Origin of the sequence: Neobacillus sp. OS1-2, from assembly GCF_030915505.1 — a bacterium.
In the GTDB taxonomy this organism is placed as follows: domain Bacteria; phylum Bacillota; class Bacilli; order Bacillales; family Cytobacillaceae; genus Neobacillus.
In genome coordinates this window covers 4680001-4699487 of the sequence record NZ_CP133265.1, presented here as the reverse complement: position 1 = coordinate 4699487, position 19487 = coordinate 4680001, and the positions used below count along the sequence as shown (strand labels likewise).

23 protein-coding genes and 1 rRNA gene (1 of these 24 running past the window's edge) are annotated in these 19487 nt (G+C 40.6%); 17 read left to right on the top strand and 7 right to left on the bottom strand.

All coding sequences use genetic code 11. The features are described 5' to 3' along the window. Positions 1-139: 139 nt before the first annotated feature. The 8 genes from RCG19_RS23475 (at position 140) to RCG19_RS23440 (ending at position 7467) form a co-directional block, all read left to right on the top strand. Positions 140-841, top strand: a complete 702-nt coding sequence (locus RCG19_RS23475) for a response regulator transcription factor (protein WP_166243959.1) — start codon at positions 140-142, stop codon at positions 839-841. Continuing rightward, entirely contained in the window at positions 813-2237 is a 1425-nt protein-coding gene (locus RCG19_RS23470; protein ID WP_308109158.1) for a HAMP domain-containing sensor histidine kinase, read from the top strand. The genes RCG19_RS23475 and RCG19_RS23470 overlap by 29 nt, the downstream gene beginning before the upstream one ends. Positions 2238-2385: 148 nt before the next feature. Next, positions 2386-3795: a S1C family serine protease gene (locus RCG19_RS23465; protein WP_308109157.1), complete on the top strand. Its 1410-nt coding sequence runs from the start codon at positions 2386-2388 to the stop codon at positions 3793-3795. Positions 3796-3841: 46 nt separating this feature from the next. Further along, positions 3842-4255 (top strand): hypothetical protein, encoded by a 414-nt coding sequence (locus RCG19_RS23460; protein WP_308109156.1) that lies wholly within the window; start codon positions 3842-3844, stop codon positions 4253-4255. A gap of 91 nt (positions 4256-4346) precedes the next feature. Further along, positions 4347-4775, top strand: a complete 429-nt coding sequence (locus RCG19_RS23455) for a cell wall hydrolase (protein WP_308109155.1) — start codon at positions 4347-4349, stop codon at positions 4773-4775. Positions 4776-4884: 109 nt separating this feature from the next. Next, the gene (locus RCG19_RS23450) at positions 4885-5469 is read left to right on the top strand and encodes a YitT family protein (protein WP_308109154.1); all 585 of its coding nucleotides are present in this window, start codon (positions 4885-4887) and stop codon (positions 5467-5469) included. Positions 5470-5558: 89 nt separating this feature from the next. Further along, positions 5559-6236 (top strand): response regulator transcription factor, encoded by a 678-nt coding sequence (locus RCG19_RS23445; RefSeq protein ID WP_308109153.1) that lies wholly within the window; start codon positions 5559-5561, stop codon positions 6234-6236. Further along, on the top strand, positions 6229-7467 hold the full coding sequence (locus RCG19_RS23440; RefSeq protein WP_308109152.1) for a sensor histidine kinase: 1239 nt from the start codon (positions 6229-6231) through the stop codon (positions 7465-7467). The genes RCG19_RS23445 and RCG19_RS23440 overlap by 8 nt, the downstream gene beginning before the upstream one ends. 22 nt (positions 7468-7489) lie before the next feature. Here RCG19_RS23440 and RCG19_RS23435 read toward each other — a convergent pair whose 3' ends face one another. The 4 genes from RCG19_RS23435 to RCG19_RS23420 are packed head-to-tail and all read right to left on the bottom strand — an operon-like array spanning position 7490 to position 9850. Further along, positions 7490-8053: a ferric reductase-like transmembrane domain-containing protein gene (locus RCG19_RS23435; protein ID WP_308109151.1), complete on the bottom strand. Its 564-nt coding sequence runs from the start codon at positions 8051-8053 to the stop codon at positions 7490-7492. Beyond that, positions 8046-8993, bottom strand: a complete 948-nt coding sequence (locus RCG19_RS23430; RefSeq protein WP_308109150.1) for an FAD:protein FMN transferase — start codon at positions 8991-8993, stop codon at positions 8046-8048. Before RCG19_RS23430 ends, RCG19_RS23435 begins: the two co-directional genes overlap by 8 nt. After that, positions 8968-9216: a hypothetical protein gene (locus tag RCG19_RS23425; protein WP_308109149.1), complete on the bottom strand. Its 249-nt coding sequence runs from the start codon at positions 9214-9216 to the stop codon at positions 8968-8970. The genes RCG19_RS23430 and RCG19_RS23425 overlap by 26 nt, the downstream gene beginning before the upstream one ends. 16 nt (positions 9217-9232) lie before the next feature. Continuing rightward, entirely contained in the window at positions 9233-9850 is a 618-nt protein-coding gene (locus tag RCG19_RS23420) for a copper amine oxidase N-terminal domain-containing protein (protein WP_308109148.1), read from the bottom strand. 109 nt (positions 9851-9959) lie between these two features. On the opposite strand from RCG19_RS23420, the gene RCG19_RS23415 reads away from it, so the two are divergent. Continuing rightward, positions 9960-10460: a mismatch-specific DNA-glycosylase gene (locus tag RCG19_RS23415; RefSeq protein WP_308109147.1), complete on the top strand. Its 501-nt coding sequence runs from the start codon at positions 9960-9962 to the stop codon at positions 10458-10460. Between the two features lie 84 nt (positions 10461-10544). Here RCG19_RS23415 and shc read toward each other — a convergent pair whose 3' ends face one another. Then, positions 10545-12413 (bottom strand): squalene--hopene cyclase, encoded by a 1869-nt coding sequence (gene shc, locus RCG19_RS23410; RefSeq protein ID WP_308111062.1) that lies wholly within the window; start codon positions 12411-12413, stop codon positions 10545-10547. A 96-nt stretch (positions 12414-12509) separates the two neighbouring features. On the opposite strand from shc, the gene RCG19_RS23405 reads away from it, so the two are divergent. The 7 genes from RCG19_RS23405 (at position 12510) to RCG19_RS23375 (ending at position 17323) form a co-directional block, all read left to right on the top strand. Beyond that, complete coding sequence (locus RCG19_RS23405; RefSeq protein WP_308109146.1) at positions 12510-13616, top strand: DUF2515 family protein; 1107 nt, start codon at positions 12510-12512, stop codon at positions 13614-13616. Next, positions 13549-13845 carry a CBO0543 family protein gene (locus RCG19_RS23400; protein ID WP_308109145.1) on the top strand — a complete coding sequence of 99 codons (297 nt, stop codon included), beginning with the start codon at positions 13549-13551 and terminating at the stop codon, positions 13843-13845. Before RCG19_RS23405 ends, RCG19_RS23400 begins: the two co-directional genes overlap by 68 nt. Further along, positions 13806-14075, top strand: coding sequence for a hypothetical protein (locus RCG19_RS23395; protein ID WP_308111070.1), 270 nt, complete (start codon positions 13806-13808; stop codon positions 14073-14075). Before RCG19_RS23400 ends, RCG19_RS23395 begins: the two co-directional genes overlap by 40 nt. 162 nt (positions 14076-14237) lie before the next feature. Beyond that, on the top strand, positions 14238-14678 hold the full coding sequence (locus RCG19_RS23390) for a peptidylprolyl isomerase (RefSeq protein WP_308109144.1): 441 nt from the start codon (positions 14238-14240) through the stop codon (positions 14676-14678). A gap of 99 nt (positions 14679-14777) precedes the next feature. Beyond that, positions 14778-15635 carry a divergent polysaccharide deacetylase family protein gene (locus RCG19_RS23385; protein ID WP_308109143.1) on the top strand — a complete coding sequence of 286 codons (858 nt, stop codon included), beginning with the start codon at positions 14778-14780 and terminating at the stop codon, positions 15633-15635. A gap of 56 nt (positions 15636-15691) precedes the next feature. Continuing rightward, positions 15692-16444, top strand: coding sequence for an exodeoxyribonuclease III (locus RCG19_RS23380; RefSeq protein WP_308109142.1), 753 nt, complete (start codon positions 15692-15694; stop codon positions 16442-16444). 108 nt (positions 16445-16552) lie between these two features. Next, complete coding sequence (locus RCG19_RS23375) at positions 16553-17323, top strand: class I SAM-dependent methyltransferase (RefSeq protein WP_308109141.1); 771 nt, start codon at positions 16553-16555, stop codon at positions 17321-17323. A 56-nt stretch (positions 17324-17379) separates the two neighbouring features. On the opposite strand, the gene RCG19_RS23370 is transcribed toward RCG19_RS23375, so the two are convergent. Then, a complete protein-coding gene (locus tag RCG19_RS23370; protein ID WP_278187283.1) occupies positions 17380-17514 on the bottom strand; it encodes a hypothetical protein in 135 nt (44 codons plus the stop codon). Between the two features lie 70 nt (positions 17515-17584). Beyond that, a complete protein-coding gene (locus RCG19_RS23365) occupies positions 17585-18406 on the bottom strand; it encodes a YitT family protein (RefSeq protein ID WP_308109140.1) in 822 nt (273 codons plus the stop codon). A gap of 419 nt (positions 18407-18825) precedes the next feature. Here RCG19_RS23365 and RCG19_RS23360 point away from each other — a divergent pair. Continuing rightward, positions 18826-19487, top strand: a 16S ribosomal RNA gene (locus RCG19_RS23360) (it continues 937 nt past the right edge of the window).

Sequence of the window (19487 nt, the reverse complement as noted above, 5' to 3'; positions counted from 1 at the left end):
TTGCGCGAATTTCTAAATATTAATAAACTATGAACAAAGGATTAATATATTTGAAAGAATCGGGCATGTGGTTTGATATACAGGAAAATTCGTTTAAACTAGAGAGAAGAATAGCTTTTTGCACGGGGAGATGGCAATAATGCACATATTAGTGATTGAAGATAATAAAAGTGTTTGTTCGATGATTGAAATGTTTTTTGCTAAAGAAGGCATTGATGGTGTATTTGTAAACGATGGCGTAGAAGGCTATAACCGCTTTAAAAGCGGTACATGGGATGCCTTGATTGTTGACTGGATGCTACCCGGAATGGATGGGGTTTCGATTTGTCGGAAAATTAGAGAAGAGAAGTTTACCGTTCCGATTATTATGTTAACTGCTAAGGATAGTGAATCGGATCAGGTTCTCGGACTGGAAATGGGCGCGGATGATTATGTCACGAAACCATTTAGTCCTCTTACCCTTATGGCCAGGATAAAAGCAGTCACAAGAAGAGTTCAGGCACAAGTACCGAAAGAGGATGCCCATTACCTTAAAACAGACCATTTTAAGGTGAATAAAATGACAAGAGAAGTTTTTGTAGACGATACACAGATTTCAAACTTAACGCCTAAAGAATTTGATTTACTCTACTACATGGTTGAGCATCCTCGCCAGGTTTTCTCAAGAGAGCAATTACTTGAAAGGGTGTGGGGGTATCAGTTTTACGGAGACGAACGAACAGTTGATGTTCATATTAAGCGGCTCCGAAAAAAGGTTGAGACCACAGCACAGCCTTTCTTCCATACTGTTTGGGGGGTAGGGTATAAGTTCGATGATTCCATCAAAACCGATGAAGTTTAAGTATATTTATCAACAATTTTTTAGTCACATTAGTGTCATTATTGTTGCCTTTTTATTGTTAAGTATGCTTTTTACCCATTATATGGAGAATTTAATTTATGAAAATAAAGCGGAGGAACTGATTTCCTTTGGAAAAGCGATTTTAACCGATTTAAAAGAAGCTCCGGTTGCATCAGACGAGATATTAAATCAATATAGCAATGTATTGGCTGCGAGGAATACCAGTTTTAGTTTATTTGATCAAGATGGTGTGTATCTGATTAATAAACGTGGACTGACCATAAAAAATTTACCTGAAAAACAGTGGAATTTTTTGAAAAAAGGGCAAACCATCATTGTTAAAAGTGATTATAAAAGTTTTGGACAAGGGGGAGTTACATTTGTTGTTCTTCCCTATTTAGATGATGGTAAGTTTTTTGGCGGAGTGCTCTTAACTTCCCCAATTAGCGGTTCGAGTAAGATTATTCAGGAAATCAATAAATTTTTGCTTTATACCATTTTGATTGCCTTCGGAGTTGCCTTTTTGCAAAGCTGGTATTTGTCACGCATTCATGTCCATCGGATAACACGACTTCGTGAAGCGACATCACTTGTCTCTGAGGGGAATTATCATGTGAAGGTAAATTCCTCTGATTTTGACGAGATTGGAGAATTAGCCAATGATTTTAATCACATGGTCGATAAAATCAATACATCCATGCTTGAAATTGAAAGTCTGGAAAATAGAAGACGACAGTTTATGGCCGATGTTTCCCATGAGATGAGGACACCTTTAACGACAATCAGCGGTGTGATTGAAGGGCTTAAAAATGATATGATTCCTGAGGAAGACAAAGATCGGGGAATCCAATTAGTAAGCCAGGAAGCCAAGAGATTGATTCGTCTTGTGAATGAAAATCTTGACTATGAAAAAATCCGCTCCAATCAAATTCAATTATTTAAGGAAGAGATACAGCTTTTGGAAGTGCTCGAAGTTATCCAAGAGCAATTGAGCATCCTGGCTGACGAGAAAAATAATCGGATCGAGGTTGAAGTCGCACCAGAAATCATGGTGAACGCTGATTATGACCGTCTGGTTCAAATCCTCATTAATATTACGAAAAATAGTATCCAATTTACCTCTGACGGAACGATTTGGCTACGTGGAAAAACGGAGCCCAACTGGACGATTATCGAGGTGGAGGATACAGGAATTGGCATTGACGCTAAGGAGATTGAAAACATCTGGCGCCGTTTTTATAAAGCGGATCTTTCCAGAACCACCAATCCCTACGGTGAATTTGGCCTTGGTCTTTCAATCGTTAAACAATTAGTGGTTCTCCACCAGGGAGAAATTGAGGTATTTAGTGAAGCAGGAAAAGGGACTAAATTTGTGATTCGCTTAAAAGAAGAATAAATGGGCAGAAGCTGCAGAGAAAATTGCGGCTTTTTTTTAATTAATTCATATATTTCTTACTCTCGTTAAAGTTTGTTAATAATTTGTTAAGATTTGTCGGTTAAAGTAAAGACAAGATAAAGAACAAACTTAAAGGAGATCGATTGTGATGGAATTCAAAAATGATCATGAATTCGAACAAAATCAACCCGATTCAGTAGAAAATACAGAAACCACAAACAGGAATCAAGATTACAGTCAGATGGAAGAAAATTCAACTGCTGTGGATGCTACCTTCATGGCGAGGTCAACCGAATCTGAAGAGATAGAGGAAAGAGTGGAGACAGAGGAAGTTGTTGTTGCCCCACCTGTTAACGAAAAAACTCGTTTATCCACTCAGCCGGAAACAAAAAAATGGAAGGGTCGGGGTTTTGTTTCAACCTTAGCGGCAGGCGTGATTGGATCTGTTTTGACATTAGCCGTTCTTCCACATACCGACTATATGAAAAACTTTAATCAGAATACCGAAAACCAAGTGACAAGTAATTCAGCAGCCCCTGTCAAGCAAGTTTCTGCGCAGCCGACAATGGCCTCGTCTAATTCAATTGCCGATACCGTAGAAAAAATTTCTAAAGCGATTGTCGGGGTTGTCAATTTCAGGCAACAGCAAAATAATGATCCTTGGGGGAATAGTAGTGCTTCACAAAGTGTAGAATCCGGTTCAGGATCCGGGGTTATTTTTCAAAAAAGTGGAAGCATTGCCTATATTGTCACCAACAACCATGTGGTTGAAGGTGCGTCAAAGCTCGAAATTTCCTTATTTGATGGTCAAAAGACAACTGCTGAGGTCGTCGGAACAGATGCCTTAACGGATTTAGCTGTTTTAAAAATCGATGCAAAATATGTTACAGCTACGGCAGATTTCGGAGATTCGTCCACACTCCGTCCTGGTGACCAAGTATATGCGATTGGAAATCCGCTGGGACTAAATTTATCAAGAACAGTGACACAAGGAATTGTCAGTGCGGTTGACCGAAGCATTGCCGTATCGACATCCGCAGGTAATTGGGATACGAATGTCATTCAGACAGATGCTGCGATTAATCCTGGAAATAGCGGAGGTGCCTTGATAAACCCACAAGGCCAGGTCATTGGGATTAACAGCTTGAAAATTTCCGAGAGTGGTGTAGAGGGATTAGGCTTTGCGATCCCAAGTAACGATTTTATCCCAATTGTTAACCAATTAATCAAGAGTGGAAAAGTGGATAGACCTTATCTTGGGGTAGGACTTGCTGACTTAGACCAAGTTCCGCAAATGTATTGGCAAAACATGCCCGAAAATGTGAAAAAGGGTGTGTTAGTCATGAACATTGACCCCAACTCTGCTGCAGCCAAAGCAGGTTTCGAGCCCAAGGATGTCATTGTATCGATGAATGGAACGGAGATTGCGAATTCAGCAGAACTAAGAAAATTTTTATATACAAAAGTGAAAACGGGTGACACGATTAAATTTGATGTGTATCGTGACGGAAAAAAAGTAACGTTAACCGCTAAATTAACTAATAATAAGGGAGCATGATTCGCGGTACAATAAGACCATCCTAATTTGGTCTTGAGGTGAAAAAATGAATAAAGTAGGTAAGTATGCAGTAAGTGCTGAGGTAGACGACATTCAACTGATGAGCATGGTATTTGAACTTACTGAAAAAGATAAAATGGTGATGTGGTCAGAAGGCTACATCGACAAGGTTATTGATCAATTACCGGAATATGCCCGTGATATTTTAAAAGAACGGCAGGTAAAATGGGAAGATACAAAAGCTTTTTATGAAAAGAAGCTGAATGAAATTGTGAGTGGCGAGGATTTTAATCGGAAATTGAAGGGCGAACGGAAAGAGTTCGCCCTTTTCGTCATGGAGATGTATCCGGAGTTTCGCTCGTTACTGTTTTTAATTTATGATGGGAATTTAAAGGATGACGACTTGAGGAGGTTTGTCTATCGAAGAAGGTTCGCATCCCGGAAAAAGTACCTTCATTAAAGTGGGATGAAAATGTGATATTTCGAATTCAATGTCAACACCTACCACGTCTAGAATAAGATATAAGGCAGCAAGTATGGAGGTGACATGAGTGGCAGTAGTGAAGGCAAGGAAGTCCGATGTTGATCTGTTGGCTCGATTACTTAGGGCAGAAGCTGAAGGGGAAGGAACAATGGGGATGCTTCTAGTCGGTAATGTAGGAATAAATCGGATTCGCGCCAACTGTTCTGATTTTAAGGGATTGCGAACCATTCCGCAAATGGTTCATCAACCACATGCCTTTGAAGCAGTAACACATGGATACTTTTATCAAAGGCCCAGGGAATCAGAAAGGCGTTTAGCAAGGAAAGTAATTGATGGGCAAAGATTCTGGCCGGCGAAATTTAGTTTATGGTATTTCAAACCACCCGGCGATTGTCCGGCAACATGGTATAACCAGCCATTTGTGGCAAGGCATAAAAGCCATTGCTTTTATCAGCCAACTGCCGAAACATGCGCAAATGTTTTTAATACCTTTTAATTTTCTTAGGTCGCTGCATTTGCGGCCTATTTTTATGCATCCCTATCGAATGAAGCACCGACTTTTATCATATACGTAGTAATAAAGAATTTGGACAAGGAATGATGGGATGTTGAAAAAATTAGCAATTATTGGATTTGGGAGCACAATGATTGGTGTTGGCATTAACGGTTTTATCCTTCCCTTTCATTTAATCAATGGGGGAATATTTGGGATTAGCCTCCTTCTGAATTACATATGGGGCTTTAAGGCGGGCTTAACATTCATCCTGCTAAATATCCCAGTATACATGTTTGCCTATAAATCAGATCCGGTTTATTTTTTCAATGGGTTGATTGGGGCGATTATTTCGGGAATGATGATTGAATTACTACTCCCATTAAATGGAATAGTCCAACTGCCGATTATCAGCAGTGTGATTTTTGGGGCTGTGTTGATTGGCATCGGGGTTGGTGTCATGCTTCGAAATCATATAAGCCCCGGAGGCATGGATTTGCTTGCCTTATTACTTGCAAAATGGTCAAAGGTGAATGTGGGAGTGATAATGGTGGTGATTGACGCATTCATCATCTTAACTGGGATATTGCTCCTGAAGGATCCAAGGCTATTATATTCACTTCTAATAGTTTCCATTGTCGGTCTGCTAGCTACGATTATTACTTCCTTTCATAAAATTGAAATATATCATGACTAACTGATATGTTCACCGTTTTTTCACTCCTTTTTCAGTTAAGCTTGCTATGATAATAGTAATAGGAATTTTTATAAAAAAGGGGGGAGAACGTGAACATATTACTGGCTGAGGACGATGTTAAACTCGGAAGGCTGGTGACCCACTTACTGCAAGGAGAGTTTCATCGGGTGGATTGGGTGCAAAATGGAAAGGATGCTTACGACAATGCCCGTTTCTTTACATATGACGTTGTTATTTTGGACTGGATGCTGCCTGGAGAAAATGGGCTTTCGGTTTGTAAACGGCTGCGTGAAAAAGGAATTCAAAGTGGAATATTATTTGTCACCGCAAAAGATGCCAATGAGGATATCATTTTAGGACTTGATTCAGGGGCCGATGATTATATTGTCAAACCCTTCGAATTTACAGAGTTATTAGCACGGATTCGGGCCATAGGCCGCCGTAAAGAAAAACCGCTCGAAGAGTTGATAACCGCCGGAGAATTTACCCTCAATGTAAACACTCATGAGTTAAAACGAAATGATTCCTTGATAGAACTTACGAAAAAGGAATACCAGTTCATTGAAATAGTAATGCGAAATCATCATCAGGTCATGACAAGAGAAGTGCTGTTTGAAAGACTTTGGGGCTATGATACCGAAGTATCGGAAAATGCCTTGGATGCTTTGGTAAAATTGGTACGAAAAAAGATTGACCAGCCTGGAGCACCTTCCTTTATTCAAAATGTGCGCGGAATCGGGTATAAAGTGAGACCTTACGATGTTTAATCAACTAAAAACAAAGTTAACCCTGCTCTATACCTTATCGCTCCTTTGTTTACTGCTCCTCTTTATCGGTGTCCTTTACCTATTGATTTCACATGAAATCAATGAGAAGGAACTAGATGAATTACAAGTTTATTTTAATAAAGAAAAATGGGACTTTATCGAGGATCTTGATGAAAGGGATCATCATGGCCTGAAATTTGATCCGAATCGAAGAATATTCTACTTTGTATTTAATCAGCAGGATGAACTTGTATACGGGGAGGAAACAGTCCGGGACCTTTCAAGTTGGGTTGTAAAAGGTATCTCTTCAAAAGGAGAGTCCTTCACATGGAGGACTGAGTGGAAACAAAATCATCTCTTACTTGTGAAGAAACCACTCATGAGTAATGGGGATTCACGGGGCTTTGTTGTTATTGGCATGAATATCACAGGTGAACAGCACCTAATTCAAAATATTACTTGGACACTTTTTATCCTAACCTTGTTCTTTAGTCTGCTATTTGCTTTCCTTGGCTATTATTTTGCGGGTCAAGCGATGAAACCAATTAAAAATTCCTATCTTAAGCAAGAAAAGTTTGTTTCCGATGCCTCCCATGAATTGAGGACGCCGCTCAGTATTTTTTATAGTTCAGTGGATTTGTTGATGCGAGAGGAAAAAGACCGACTTAGTACATTTGGACAAGAAGTCCTTGAGGATGTTAAAAAAGAAGCAATGCTGATGAGCAATCTCATTAACAATCTCCTCGTGTTAGCGAGGAGTGACAAAAAAGAATGGATGCTAGAAATGAAAGAAGTCAATCTATCAAGGTTAGCAGCCTCTGTCTATACTAGATTCTCAAGAAAAATGATTAATCCTATTCAATTTAATCAAAAGATTCAAAAGGATGTTTATATAGTCTGTGATGAGATGAAAATTCAGCAATTGCTTTATATTTTGCTAGATAATGCCTTTCGCTACACAAAGGAAGGAAAGGTAACCCTATCATTAAAGGCAATCAATTCTAAAATATTCTTAGCCGTAGAAGACACGGGTTGCGGCATCGCAGGAAATGATCTACCGTATATTTTTGATCGTTTTTATCAGGCGGATTTATCAAGGGGAAAGGGAGGTTCGGGCCTGGGGCTTTCGATTGCTCAAACGATTGTTAACGCCCATGGTGGAACCATTCAGGCAGAGAGCACGGTAGGAAGCGGAACAATCCTTACGGTGATTTTCTCTGTAAACAAATAAAACGGCAGCGGTTGCTGTCGTTTTATTTGTGGGTGTTATTTCTTCCTATGGGCTGGTGAAGCATTATGGACTCCACTATCCTCATAAATAGCAGAACGAGGATAAAGGAACTGGATAACAGGTAAATCAATAATGCCCACGGCTCTGATGAATCTGTCCCAATTGCCAGTCCGTGAACGAGCATAAAAATCCATGCAGGGATAACGGCAAAGTGAATCTTTTTCCACTTTTTTACTCCCATTTTTTTGATGAAAAAGTCAGAGGAACCAATTACGATCAAAAATAAGTAAAACGAAAGGGTTCCAAGTCCGGAGAACAATGGTTCATTTTTTGCCATAAAAGGGACGAATAGCTCCCTTAAGGAATAGGGAACGTACTGATCCTGCCAGATTAAAAGGATATGAAAAAGAATAGTTAAGAGCCCATACCAGCCGCTTGTCTGATGATAGGATAAGAACCGTGCTTTCTTTTTCTTCATGATTGAAAATGAACTAAATAGCCCGATTGCAAGCGAGAGTGTCATAAAATAAAACGCTAAAAAACCGGACACACGAATTAAGGTCCAAACTGAAAAGAAATCACTCATGGGTAGGTTCCTCCATTTCGAAAGCGAATAATTTTCCTTGATTATTGACAAGCAGAAAGGAATAGTCGGTATCTAGATTACGTAGTTGGTGTTTAATATTTGAATCATTCTCAATCAAGCACAGTTTAGCGCCTACCTCTGCATCAAGGCAATTTTCAGCAATAACTGTTGCCTGAATATAATCGTTATCTGCGGGCAGACCGGTTCTTCCATCTATAATATGATGCTTCTTTTCATCTCCTTGGCTCCAGCTTCGATAAACCACATTGGAGGTAGCGATCCCTCCATTTTTCAAGCGGAGCTGGGCGATTTCCGTTTCCTGGTGGTATGGATGAGAAACACCAATTGTCCATTCCTTGCTGCCATCCGACCATACCGAAATATCACCGCCCCCGTCAACCATCCCAGCTGAAGCCTCACCAACATGCTTTAACCATTGGGCAGCGGCCTGAACGGTATATCCCTTTCCAATCCCACCCAAATCGACTAGACCATCTGTGATTCGTGTGACTGAATTTGTGTTTGGACTAAATTGAAAAGGTGTGATCTCGTTTTCATAAACCGGCGGCATCTCACTGTCGACGAGCCTGCTGGTATCGAAAGGAAAGGAGTTTTCATAGCCATGAAATTGCATTTGTGGTAGTAAATAGGGTGAAAAGAGGCCATTTGTCTTCCGGCGATATTCCTCCGCTCGTTGGATAATATCAATAAATGGCGGAGACAAAGTGATCGTCCTTCCTACTTCCAATTGGTTTAATCGCCCCAGTTCATTCCCAGTTCGAAAACGTGACCATTCTTTTTCAACGTGGCGAACCCACCCCTCCATGACTTCTTTCCAATTTGACAGTTTACAGCTAGTAACGGCAAAATAAAAAGTTGTATTCATGGCTGCAATCAATAGCGTGTCCAATCCATCAAGATCTTCGGGTTTTTCGGTCACTTTGCTCAACACCTTTTGAAAAATGAATCCCATTAATGTCATAATTCGACCAATCCAGTTGTACGAATTCTTTTTCCTGTTTGCTCATGGATTTGGTAATCGTTGTTTCGAAGGGCTGTGAGTTCTGAGCCTGATCATGCGTACCCACTTGGCTGATAACAAACGCAGTAAGGGCGGTACCTGTTAGGCCAATTACCCATTTTGATTTTTGTGACTTTGCCATTCTAATTCACGCTCCTTTAGATAGATTGAAAAATTAATGCTTTCTTGTTACCATCCCATGTAACACGATAACCTAGGGCGTTTGCCGCAACGGAAACAGGAAGATAAACAGATTTTTCGTAGAATGCTGCTTGAATCGGCATCGGGCTTTTTTCCTTGTTTTCAAATGCGGCATTGGACCCTGCTTTGACAATTAATTCAAGCCCATCCTTCGTTAGTACGGAAATTTTACTTTGTGAATAGAGCTGACTTTCCGCCCCCAAGACTTCAGCTATCTTCTTGGCTGAAACAAGTAATTGGCCTTCTTGCGGAATGACGTAGATGGTGGTTTCGTTATTGTTCAAGCTGACGGTCAGTTCGCCCGGTTCCCCAAGTGGCAACGGGTTATCTGGATTGTTTTGTGGTTCCCTTGACCAGATATTCCAAAATTCTGTCTGCTGCTGGTTGATGATTTGATTTTGGGGTGCTTCCCAATCATCGTCATCATCGTCATCGTCCTCACTGAATTTTTGGTAATACTCATGTTTTTCGTCGTCGTCATCATGACCATCATCAGCGATTGCATTTGTACCAAGAGATAACATTGTTAGCACGATACCAAGCATGATCATGACCCTTTTCCAATATTTGTTCAAATTAAATCCCTCCTTGGTTCATTTACAAGCAGTTTAATCGGCTAATCTGAAAAAAATCTGAAATCGTTAGGGTAAAATAAAAAAATAGAATGATTTAAGGAGAATTTTAATGGAACCAATTAGTGATCATTTAAAAAAGGATTTAGCCATTTTGTTTGTTGGCTTTAATCCCAGCATCCGCTCGGGTGAACTGGGCCATTATTATGCCAACCCAAACAATCGATTTTGGCGGATTTTATTTGAAGCAGGGTTAACACCGCGGAAATATGAGGCCGCTGAAGATACGAAGCTTTTAGAAATTGGATATGGTTTTACTAATATTGTGGCAAGACCGACAAAGGCAGCGGATGAAATTACGAAGGAAGAGTATAGGGAGGGGAGGGAGGTTTTAAGGCACAAAATCGAGCGTTATCAGCCTAAGGTGGTTTGTTTCGTGGGGAAGGGTGTATACCAGCAATACAGCGGCCGCAAACTGGTTCCATGGGGGAAGCAGAACGAGCCAGTTGTCCCAGGGGTAATCGATTTTGTCGCACCGTCATCAAGCGGGCTAGTTAGGATGAAATTGCAGGAAATGGTTGAGATCTATTCGCGGTTGGGGGAGCTAATATAGGGAAATAGCAATTTCCTAAATAATCGCGAAGGATGAAGGACAAACCGGGGGATTTTAAGAAAGATAAGTCCTTCATACTTATGTTTATTTAGTTTCAAATTTTTCACGGTAGTGTACTAGAGCAAGCAAAGGGAAAATATACCGATAGCCGTGATAATGAATATAAAATCCACCCGCCATCCCTTGTCCCTTTGGATAATCAGTCGTCCAGTCATCATTCTTAAGCGCTCCTGCTAAATAGTTAATCCCCTTTTCAATCTCCGGTAACGGTTTTTCTGAAACGGTAATCAGAGCATCAATGGCCCAGGCAGTATGTGTTAATGTGCTTGCCTTCAGAGGGGCATACGATTTTTTACTATCACTATGGCAAGATTCCCCCCAGCCTCCATCGTTGTTTTGAATCCTCCTCAACCAATCAACAGCTTTTTGGATAGAGGAGTGATCCGCCGCAACACCAACGGCCGACAGCCCCGTGATGGCTGCCCAGGTCCCGTAAAGATAACAGATTCCCCATCGTCCGTACCAGGAGCCGTCCTTTTCCTGATCTTTCAAAAGCCAACGAATTCCTCTTTTTATGGCGGTATGCTCAGTCGATAAATTGGTATAATGACCGAAAAATTCGAGCGTTCGGCCAGTTAAATCGGCACAGGAAGGATCAGCTAATAAAAACTCTGCTTTTTCAATTGGAAGAAACTGCAATAATTTAGAATTTGCCTTTCTTTCAAAGGCAGGCCAGCCGCCATCATCATTTTGCATCGACAGAACCCATGTGATCGCGCGCTCCCACGCTTGCAATTCAGAGGGCGCGATCCTCGATATAGATCTCAACGCAGCGGTCGTGTCATCCACATCCGGGAGAATCGTATTCACAGCAGAGAAACCCCATCCGCCTGGCATCGTTTTCGGATTATGAATCACCCAGTCTCCAAACTTATGATGCTGCCGTTCGAGCAGGTAGCGATTCGCCTTGACAACCATCGGATCATTAGGTGCCACCCCAGCTGTTTGCAAACCAAAGCCGATTAACGCCGTGTTCCACAGGTTGGCTGTTGTATATTGCATATGGGGTAAGTCCTTAATTTCACATTTCATCGACTTTATCCCTTCTATAGCTCTTGTTATAACGGGATCCGTTTTTTCATATCCGAGCGATAATAGCGCAAAAATCATTAAAAAGGTACAGCTGTAATAGCTATAGAATGTTCCGTCCGGTTCAATCCGGTCTAGCATATACTTTTTGGCCCGATCAATGGCTAACTTATGGAGCTGTTCTGGTATTCCTAGTAAATTTGTAACCCCGTCTTCGATAAAAGAAAACAACGAACGGTATTCGTCGGAACGTGACCATTGATCAACATCATTCCGATGTAAGTGTAAATGTGACAGGTCCGGACTGCGATCCGTTTTCATCGTAAATTTTTTATCGGCAATGATCATAATGGGGGCAAGATTGGCCCTGCCAAATACTGAAAATGAATAAAAGTTTATTGGAAAATGTAATGGCAGGAGAACCACTTCAATAGGCAGCGGAGAAGTAGAGGGCCATTTATACTGTCCGGTTAAAGAAAGCATCACCTTTGTATACATGCCAACTTCCTCTAAACCGCCATTTGCTAAGATAAATTTTTTTGCAGCCCGCATGGGGGTATCTTCTTTCTGATAGTAACCCGAATATAACAACGCATAATAGGCCTCAACTGTTGCCGCCAGGTTCCCGGTGCCCTCATCATAAAAAAGTTTCCAAGCACCATTTTGCCCTTGTCTGCTTAAAATCCTCTTCGTCAGTCCTTGAATTAATTCCTCATCATTTATTTCCAATGTCCGTAATAAAATGATCATATAAGCATCTGTGGATATTCCTGTTTCAAATGGATAGTCCCATGAGCCGTCGGGAGATTGATCTTTTCGAAGCATTCCTATGATCCAATCGATGCCAGCCTTCACAGCAGTCATATTCACATTCATTCCTCTCCCATAAACTATTCTCATCTATACATATTCTCATTAGGGCAGGAGAATTCATAAGGGAGGTAATGTGCCATTTTTTTTATGCGAAATCGAGTGAAAACGCCACTCCAAAGTATAACGGAAGAACTAAAGAAAAAAAGTAAAAAGTCTCCATCAGCCATCCAATTAACAAAAGGTGAAGAAATGCTGCTTGAGAGGGTTAGAAGCAAAACAAGGGAACATAATCTTAACAATGTAACAAGAACTAAGGCATATCTTGACTTTTACCTCCATCATTCGGAAATTCAATGGGCCTTTCTCGGGCATATGGTATCAAGAAACGGCGGCTGGAATATGACTGATTTAAAGGGCGAATTTCTTACAAGACTAATGACAAAAAAAGATCGGAATTTATTTTTTCATTTTTTGGAGCGTGGCAACTGGCTTATTTTTCAAGACGTTTATCCGCAATTTTTGCTTTATGAGGAAAGTATCCGGCAACGAAAACCACTGTTTCACTTATTTACTGCTTTAAATATTTCAACCTTTATGGAAACGATTTGGCAGCAGTTTTGGCAAAATCAAGACACTTATATCCATACCATTGCGATGGTCATCAATGAACAGAGCTACCTCGAAAATCGAGTAGTACAAAATCCACAGTACCAAAAAGAGGTCATAAACAAATTTGAGTTTATGCTCCAAGACTGGCTTTCTTTTAACCATATCCTTTTTCCATATGGGAAAAACCAGCTTAGCGGACAAACACTCCACCAGTTTGAATCACTCCATGAGCGGATTTTACTGGGAAAACGACTGTATACGATTCTTTTTAAAAACAAGGAAATACACAAACAGGTGCTTGAGTGGGCGAAAAGCACGCCGCATACGGGGTCGAGAAAGGATTACTGGCCGAATATCTTCAATAGTGTTAATGAAGGAATGCCTGGCTTTCCCTATCAGCTTCGCTTAAAAACCTGCCAGCTTAGGAAAGGAGCACGAAAGATTTATAGTCCAACCCTCGAAAATGCCTGGAAAAATGTCAGCCAGGATGTAGCGGAAAAAGGGGATTGGTTTGAAGATTGGCAAGTTGTCGATTATTTAACAGAAGAAGATGAAATGATTGATGGGGAGATAAAATATGAATACTGTAAAACACTTGAACGGCTCGAGCTTGCAACCCTGGCAAAAAAAGCGATTACCTTTTAAGTATCTTGCAAGTATCGTGCTTGCTTCCTTGCTTGGAACCTATTTAGATCTATACTTTGTCGGTAAAGAACTCTACCAGTTCCCGAAGAGGCCATTTCCTGAGATATTCTCGATTAATATTTCGTTTACCTTAATAGGCCTTCCGATACTCGTGCTGGTCTTTTTACGCGCTATTTCGCAGGTAAATAAATGGGGGAAGGGGGAATCATTCTTTTTGCCAGCTTGTTGATGCCGATTTTTGAAAAATTATCAGAAGTATTGGGGTTGTTTGTCCATGCTGATAGCTGGCATCATATGTATACATTTTTTGGGTATTTGCTGTTCTTAACCATTATTACACTGTTTTTTGACAGGGGGGGAAGCAAAATAGTTAAACCAAAAAGCCGGGGCAATTGCCCCGGCTTCCGTGATGCCACAAAAGTGACACCAGAGGACCCCTTCCGTCCGTACAGTGGTTAAGTGTCCCGCAACAAGCGAATGTGCGGAAGGGGTATCTCTATTATATCACAATGATACGGGGAATATGATTCGTTAAAGGAAGTTTTTGAGGTGTCTAAACTTTCTTTTCTTTAGAGAAAAGTGTATGATAAAAATGATTTTTACATAAAGGAGTGTTTTCAAGTGACCAAAAAAGGATACATATTAATGGAGAACGGCGAGAAAATTGAGTTTGATTTATTTCCAAATGAAGCACCGGGAACTGTAGAGAATTTTGAAACATTGATTAAAAAAGGTTTCTACGATGGATTAACCTTCCACCGTGTTATTCCTGGTTTTGTAAGCCAAGGGGGCTGCCCTGAAGGCCGTGGAACTGGTGGACCTGGGTACACAATCAAATGTGAGACGGAAGGGAACCCACACAAACATATCCCTGGTGCATTATCAATGGCACATGCGGGTAAAGACACAGGTGGAAGCCAGTTCTTTATCGTGCACGAATCACAGCCGCACCTAAACGGTGTTCATACCGTCTTTGGTCAGGTTACTTCCGGACTTGAAGCAGCAAAAGCAATGAGAAATGGCGACAAAATGGTCGAAGTTAAGGTATTTGACGAAGAATAGTAAAATCAGGGAGAGCTAATGAATAGCTCTCCCTTTGTGTAGAATCAAACTAAATGAATACGGGCAAGTTAATTTCACACTTTACTATTGGAGGTAAATATGAAAAAGTTTGCCCTAGTACTTTCCACATTTTTATTTTTACCACTCCAAACAAATGCCGCGGAGGATAAAAAGGAAACCAAAGAACTGAAGGCCGCTATTATCATCGATGATTTTGGCGGCGGTACTGGAGGAGTGCGGGATTTTTTAGAAGGAAATATTCCGATCACAGCCGCAGTTATGCCTTTTACGCAGAATTCCAAAGCACATGCTGAATGGGCACATCAAAATGGTTTCGAAGTCATGATACATTTACCAATGGAACCGAAAAAAGGCAAAAAGTCATGGCTTGGGCCCAAGCCGATAACTGTTGATCTCCCTCCAAAAGAAGTAAGGAAACGAGTAGAAGAGGCAATTAAAAGTGTTCCCTATGCTGTTGGTCTTAATAATCACATGGGCTCACGTGCAGTTGATGATGAAAAAATCGTCAGGGTGATCGTAGAGGTGGCTAAGGAAAGGGGACTTTATATCGTTGATAGTGGGACAAGTCCGGAAAGTAAATTCCCTGAATTAGCATTGGAAATGGGAGTCCCATTGTTAAAAAGAGATGTATTTTTAGTCGACATCGCTTCCTCAGCATATACCAGAAAACAAATGTCCAGACTAGCAAGGATAGCAGAATTTATGGGTCAAGGAATTGCCATTGGTCATGTAGGAGTAACTGGAAAGGTTTGTTCGGTAGGCATTTTTCAATCAATGGATGAATTTCAAAAACGAAAGATTAAAATTGTCCCGGTTTCAAAGCTATTTGCTGAAAAATTGATTGAAAACAACTGGTTCCATGAGAAAAAGGCAGTTAAGGCTGTCTTTTTTTATGATTTAAACGGATTACTTCCCCTTATAGTTCCAAACTGGTAAAATGTCTCCTATCCATACATATAAAAATAGTAACGAGCAAGGGGGAAGGCAGTAAAATGAAACTAGTTTCTTGGAATGTAAATGGCCTTAGGGCTTGTGTGAAAAAAGGATTCTTAGATTATTTTCAGGATGTTGACGCAGATATCTTCTGTGTGCAGGAAACAAAATTGCAAGAGGGTCAAATTAGTCTTGAGCTTGATGGATATCACCAATACTGGAACTATGCGATAAAGAAGGGCTACTCCGGTACGGCTGTATTTACCAAGAAGGAGCCGCTTTCTGTTCGATATGGGCTAGGAACCGATGAGAGTGAAGAGGAAGGCCGAATTCTTACCTTAGAGTATGACCAGTTTTTTTTGGTGAATGTCTATACCCCTAATTCACAAAGAGATTTAGCTAGAATCGGTTATCGACTTGAATGGGAGAATCGAATTCTGGAACACTTGCAGGAATTAGATAAACTAAAGCCTGTCATTTTTTGCGGGGATTTAAATGTTGCCCATCAAGAGATAGACCTAAGGAATGCAAAAACCAATGTGGGGAACTCTGGATTTACAGATGAGGAACGGGGAAAGATGACAGACTTACTTTCAGCGGGATTTGTGGATAGCTATCGCCACTTATATCCAAATCAAGAGGGTGCCTATACATGGTGGTCTTATATGATGAAGGTCCGTGAACGGAATATCGGCTGGCGGATTGATTATTTTATCGTGTCTGAAGCATTACGTGAGAACCTACTATCTGCTGATATTCATTGCAATGTAATGGGCAGTGACCATTGCCCGATCGTGCTTGAAGTTAAATAAACTGACTCAATAACTTTTTCTTATTGAAATTCATAAATTACCTGTCATTTTCTTTATAACCATAGTGCAATACAATGATGGTATAAAGGAATTTCGGGGGGATGAAACATGGATTTTAAAAAGAATGTACAAAAGCAATTCGGAAAAAGTGCTGATTCATATGTAACCAGTACCATTCATAAAGATGGAAAAGACTTGGGGAAGCTCTTGGAAATGGCCTCGATTAATGGGGAAGAAAAGCTGCTGGATATTGCAACCGGTGGCGGTCATACTGCAAATGCCTTTGCACCGTATGTAAAAAAGGTAACCGCTGTTGATTTAACACCTGAAATTTTAGCTGTTGCGGAAAAGTTTATTAAAGGGAACGGGCATCAAAATGTTGAGTTTGTTCATGGTGATGCGGAGAATCTCCCATTTTCTAATGAAGCATTTGATATGGTAACCTGCAGGATTGCCCCGCATCATTTTCCTAATGTAGAAAGGTTCATTGAAGAAGTACATCGTGTTCTTAAACCCGATGGTCAATTTTTACTCGACGATAATGTCGTTCCAGAAGAAGATCATTTCGATCAATTTTATAATACAATCGAAAAATGGCGGGATTATAGTCATTTCCGCGCCTGGAAGAAAAGTGAGTGGCTTCGCATGCTAGAACTAGCCGGTTTTGAAATTTTTGAATGGCATCGTTTCGAAAAGACCTTCCATTTTGATCCATGGTGTAATCGGATGAATCTATCACAAGACGAAAAGGAAAAATTAGCGGAATATATGAAAGGTGCATCTGAGAAAATCAAAAATAAATTTAGAGTTGTTTTCGAGGCGGATCAAGTGAATTCTTTTCAAGGAGAGGCTGTTGTTTTAAAAGCAATCAAACGGTAAAAAAAACAGATTGCCATTTGAGGGGATTCTCATATGGCAATCTGTTTTTTTGGTTATTAAATATCGTTTAGGGCAGTCCCATATTCATCGAACTCTGCTATTTTGTCATTTTGACTAGAATTATCTACCTGCTCTTGTTCCAAAGGAGTAACAAAATCATCCTCTTCTTTTTTCCGTGAATACATGCTCACTGTAGCAGCAACTCCTTTCAAAAATGTTTTACTACAGTAGCTTTTCCTAGAAAAAAATGTTCTAAACCTTTTAATCTCTCCGAAATTTACCCATCACTTCTATTGCCCTTGTAATATGGACAAATGCCGCGGAGTCATGTTTCTTAATCGTTTCTTTCGTTTCCGCTAATTCATATTTTGTTATAACGGTTGTTAAAACTTTTTTGGGGTGATGGGAATAAACCCCCTCGGCATCGGTCATCGTAATTCCACGCGGATGCAATTGAAGTAAGGCTTCACTTACTTCCCTCCATTTTTCTGTCACGATGGTTACTGTTAACTTCATGTGGTTCGTATGAACCGTATCAACGGCCTTTCCGGAAGCAAATATCGCAAAAAGAGTATAAAGTGTCTTATCAACCCCAAATACAAGAGCGGAAACTAGGACAATTGAATAATTTAAGCAAGTGATTATAAAGCCAACAGACATATCCTTTTTCTTGGCTAAAATTAAACTAATAATATCCACTCCTCCGGCTGATGCACCCACACGGATATTTGCCCCAACACTCAATCCGAATAGGACACCGCCAAACACACTTGATAGCAAAATGTCATCGTTAAAGGCGTTGACAGGAATAATCTTCATTGAAATGGAGAGGAGGATCACAGAATAAACGGTTAAAAACATAAATTTTTTCCCTAAATAATAATAACCCACGATAAATAATGGAAGATTAATAGCAAGGATGATCCAACCGGTATTTATAGGTAAATAATTATGTAAGATGATCGCTACCCCGGCAATTCCTCCGGTTAATACTTGATGCGGAATAAGAAAGGTATTGAGTGCGTAAGCCATAACGATAGAAAAAAAAGTTACTGCAATAGTTTGTATCACAGTTTGTTTCACTTTCATGCACCTCGATTGTTCCATTGATAGTTGAAAAGTCATGTATCCATGTAGAGTGTATAAGGAAAAAAAGAGATTGACCAGCGAAATGTTTGTGACACTTAGCAAAGGTAAGGAAGGTAGATTTATAATGCTTATAAAAATTTTAAATTACATGATTGACGAACGAATAAAAAGGTAGTATGATAGTTAATGTCGCTGTTGAGATATTAGTTTTAGTTCACTAAAACAATTAAACAATAGTTGACATCGAAAAAATATTATGTTACTATAATAAATGTCGCTAGATTAGTAGACAGAATATTATAAAATTCAGTATTGTTCTTTGAAAACTAAACAAACAAAAACGTCAACAAACAATATTTTTTAGTTTCAATATATATGAAACTAAGCCAACGTAACAAATGAGCTAATCAACTTTCTTGGAGAGTTTGATCCTGGCTCAGGACGAACGCTGGCGGCGTGCCTAATACATGCAAGTCGAGCGGATCTTTGGGAGCTTGCTCCCTAGGGTGAGCGGCGGACGGGTGAGTAACACGTGGGCAACCTGCCTGTAAGACTGGGATAACACCGGGAAACCGGTGCTAATACCGGATAATCCATTTTCTCTCATGAGGAAATGCTGAAAGACGGTTTCGGCTGTCACTTACAGATGGGCCCGCGGCGCATTAGCTAGTTGGTGAGGTAACGGCTCACCAAGGCGACGATGCGTAGCCGACCTGAGAGGGTGATCGGCCACACTGGGACTGAGACACGGCCCAGACTCCTACGGGAGGCAGCAGTAGGGAATCTTCCACAATGGACGAAAGTCTGATGGAGCAACGCCGCGTGAGCGATGAAGGCCTTCGGGTCGTAAAGCTCTGTTGTTAGGGAAGAACAAGTACCGGAGTAACTGCCGGTACCTTGACGGTACCTAACCAGAAAGCCACGGCTAACTACGTGCCAGCAGCCGCGGTAATACGTAGGTGGCAAGCGTTGTCCGGAATTATTGGGCGTAAAGCGCGCGCAGGCGGTCCTTTAAGTCTGATGTGAAAGCCCACGGCTCAACCGTGGAGGGTCATTGGAAACTGGGGGACTTGAG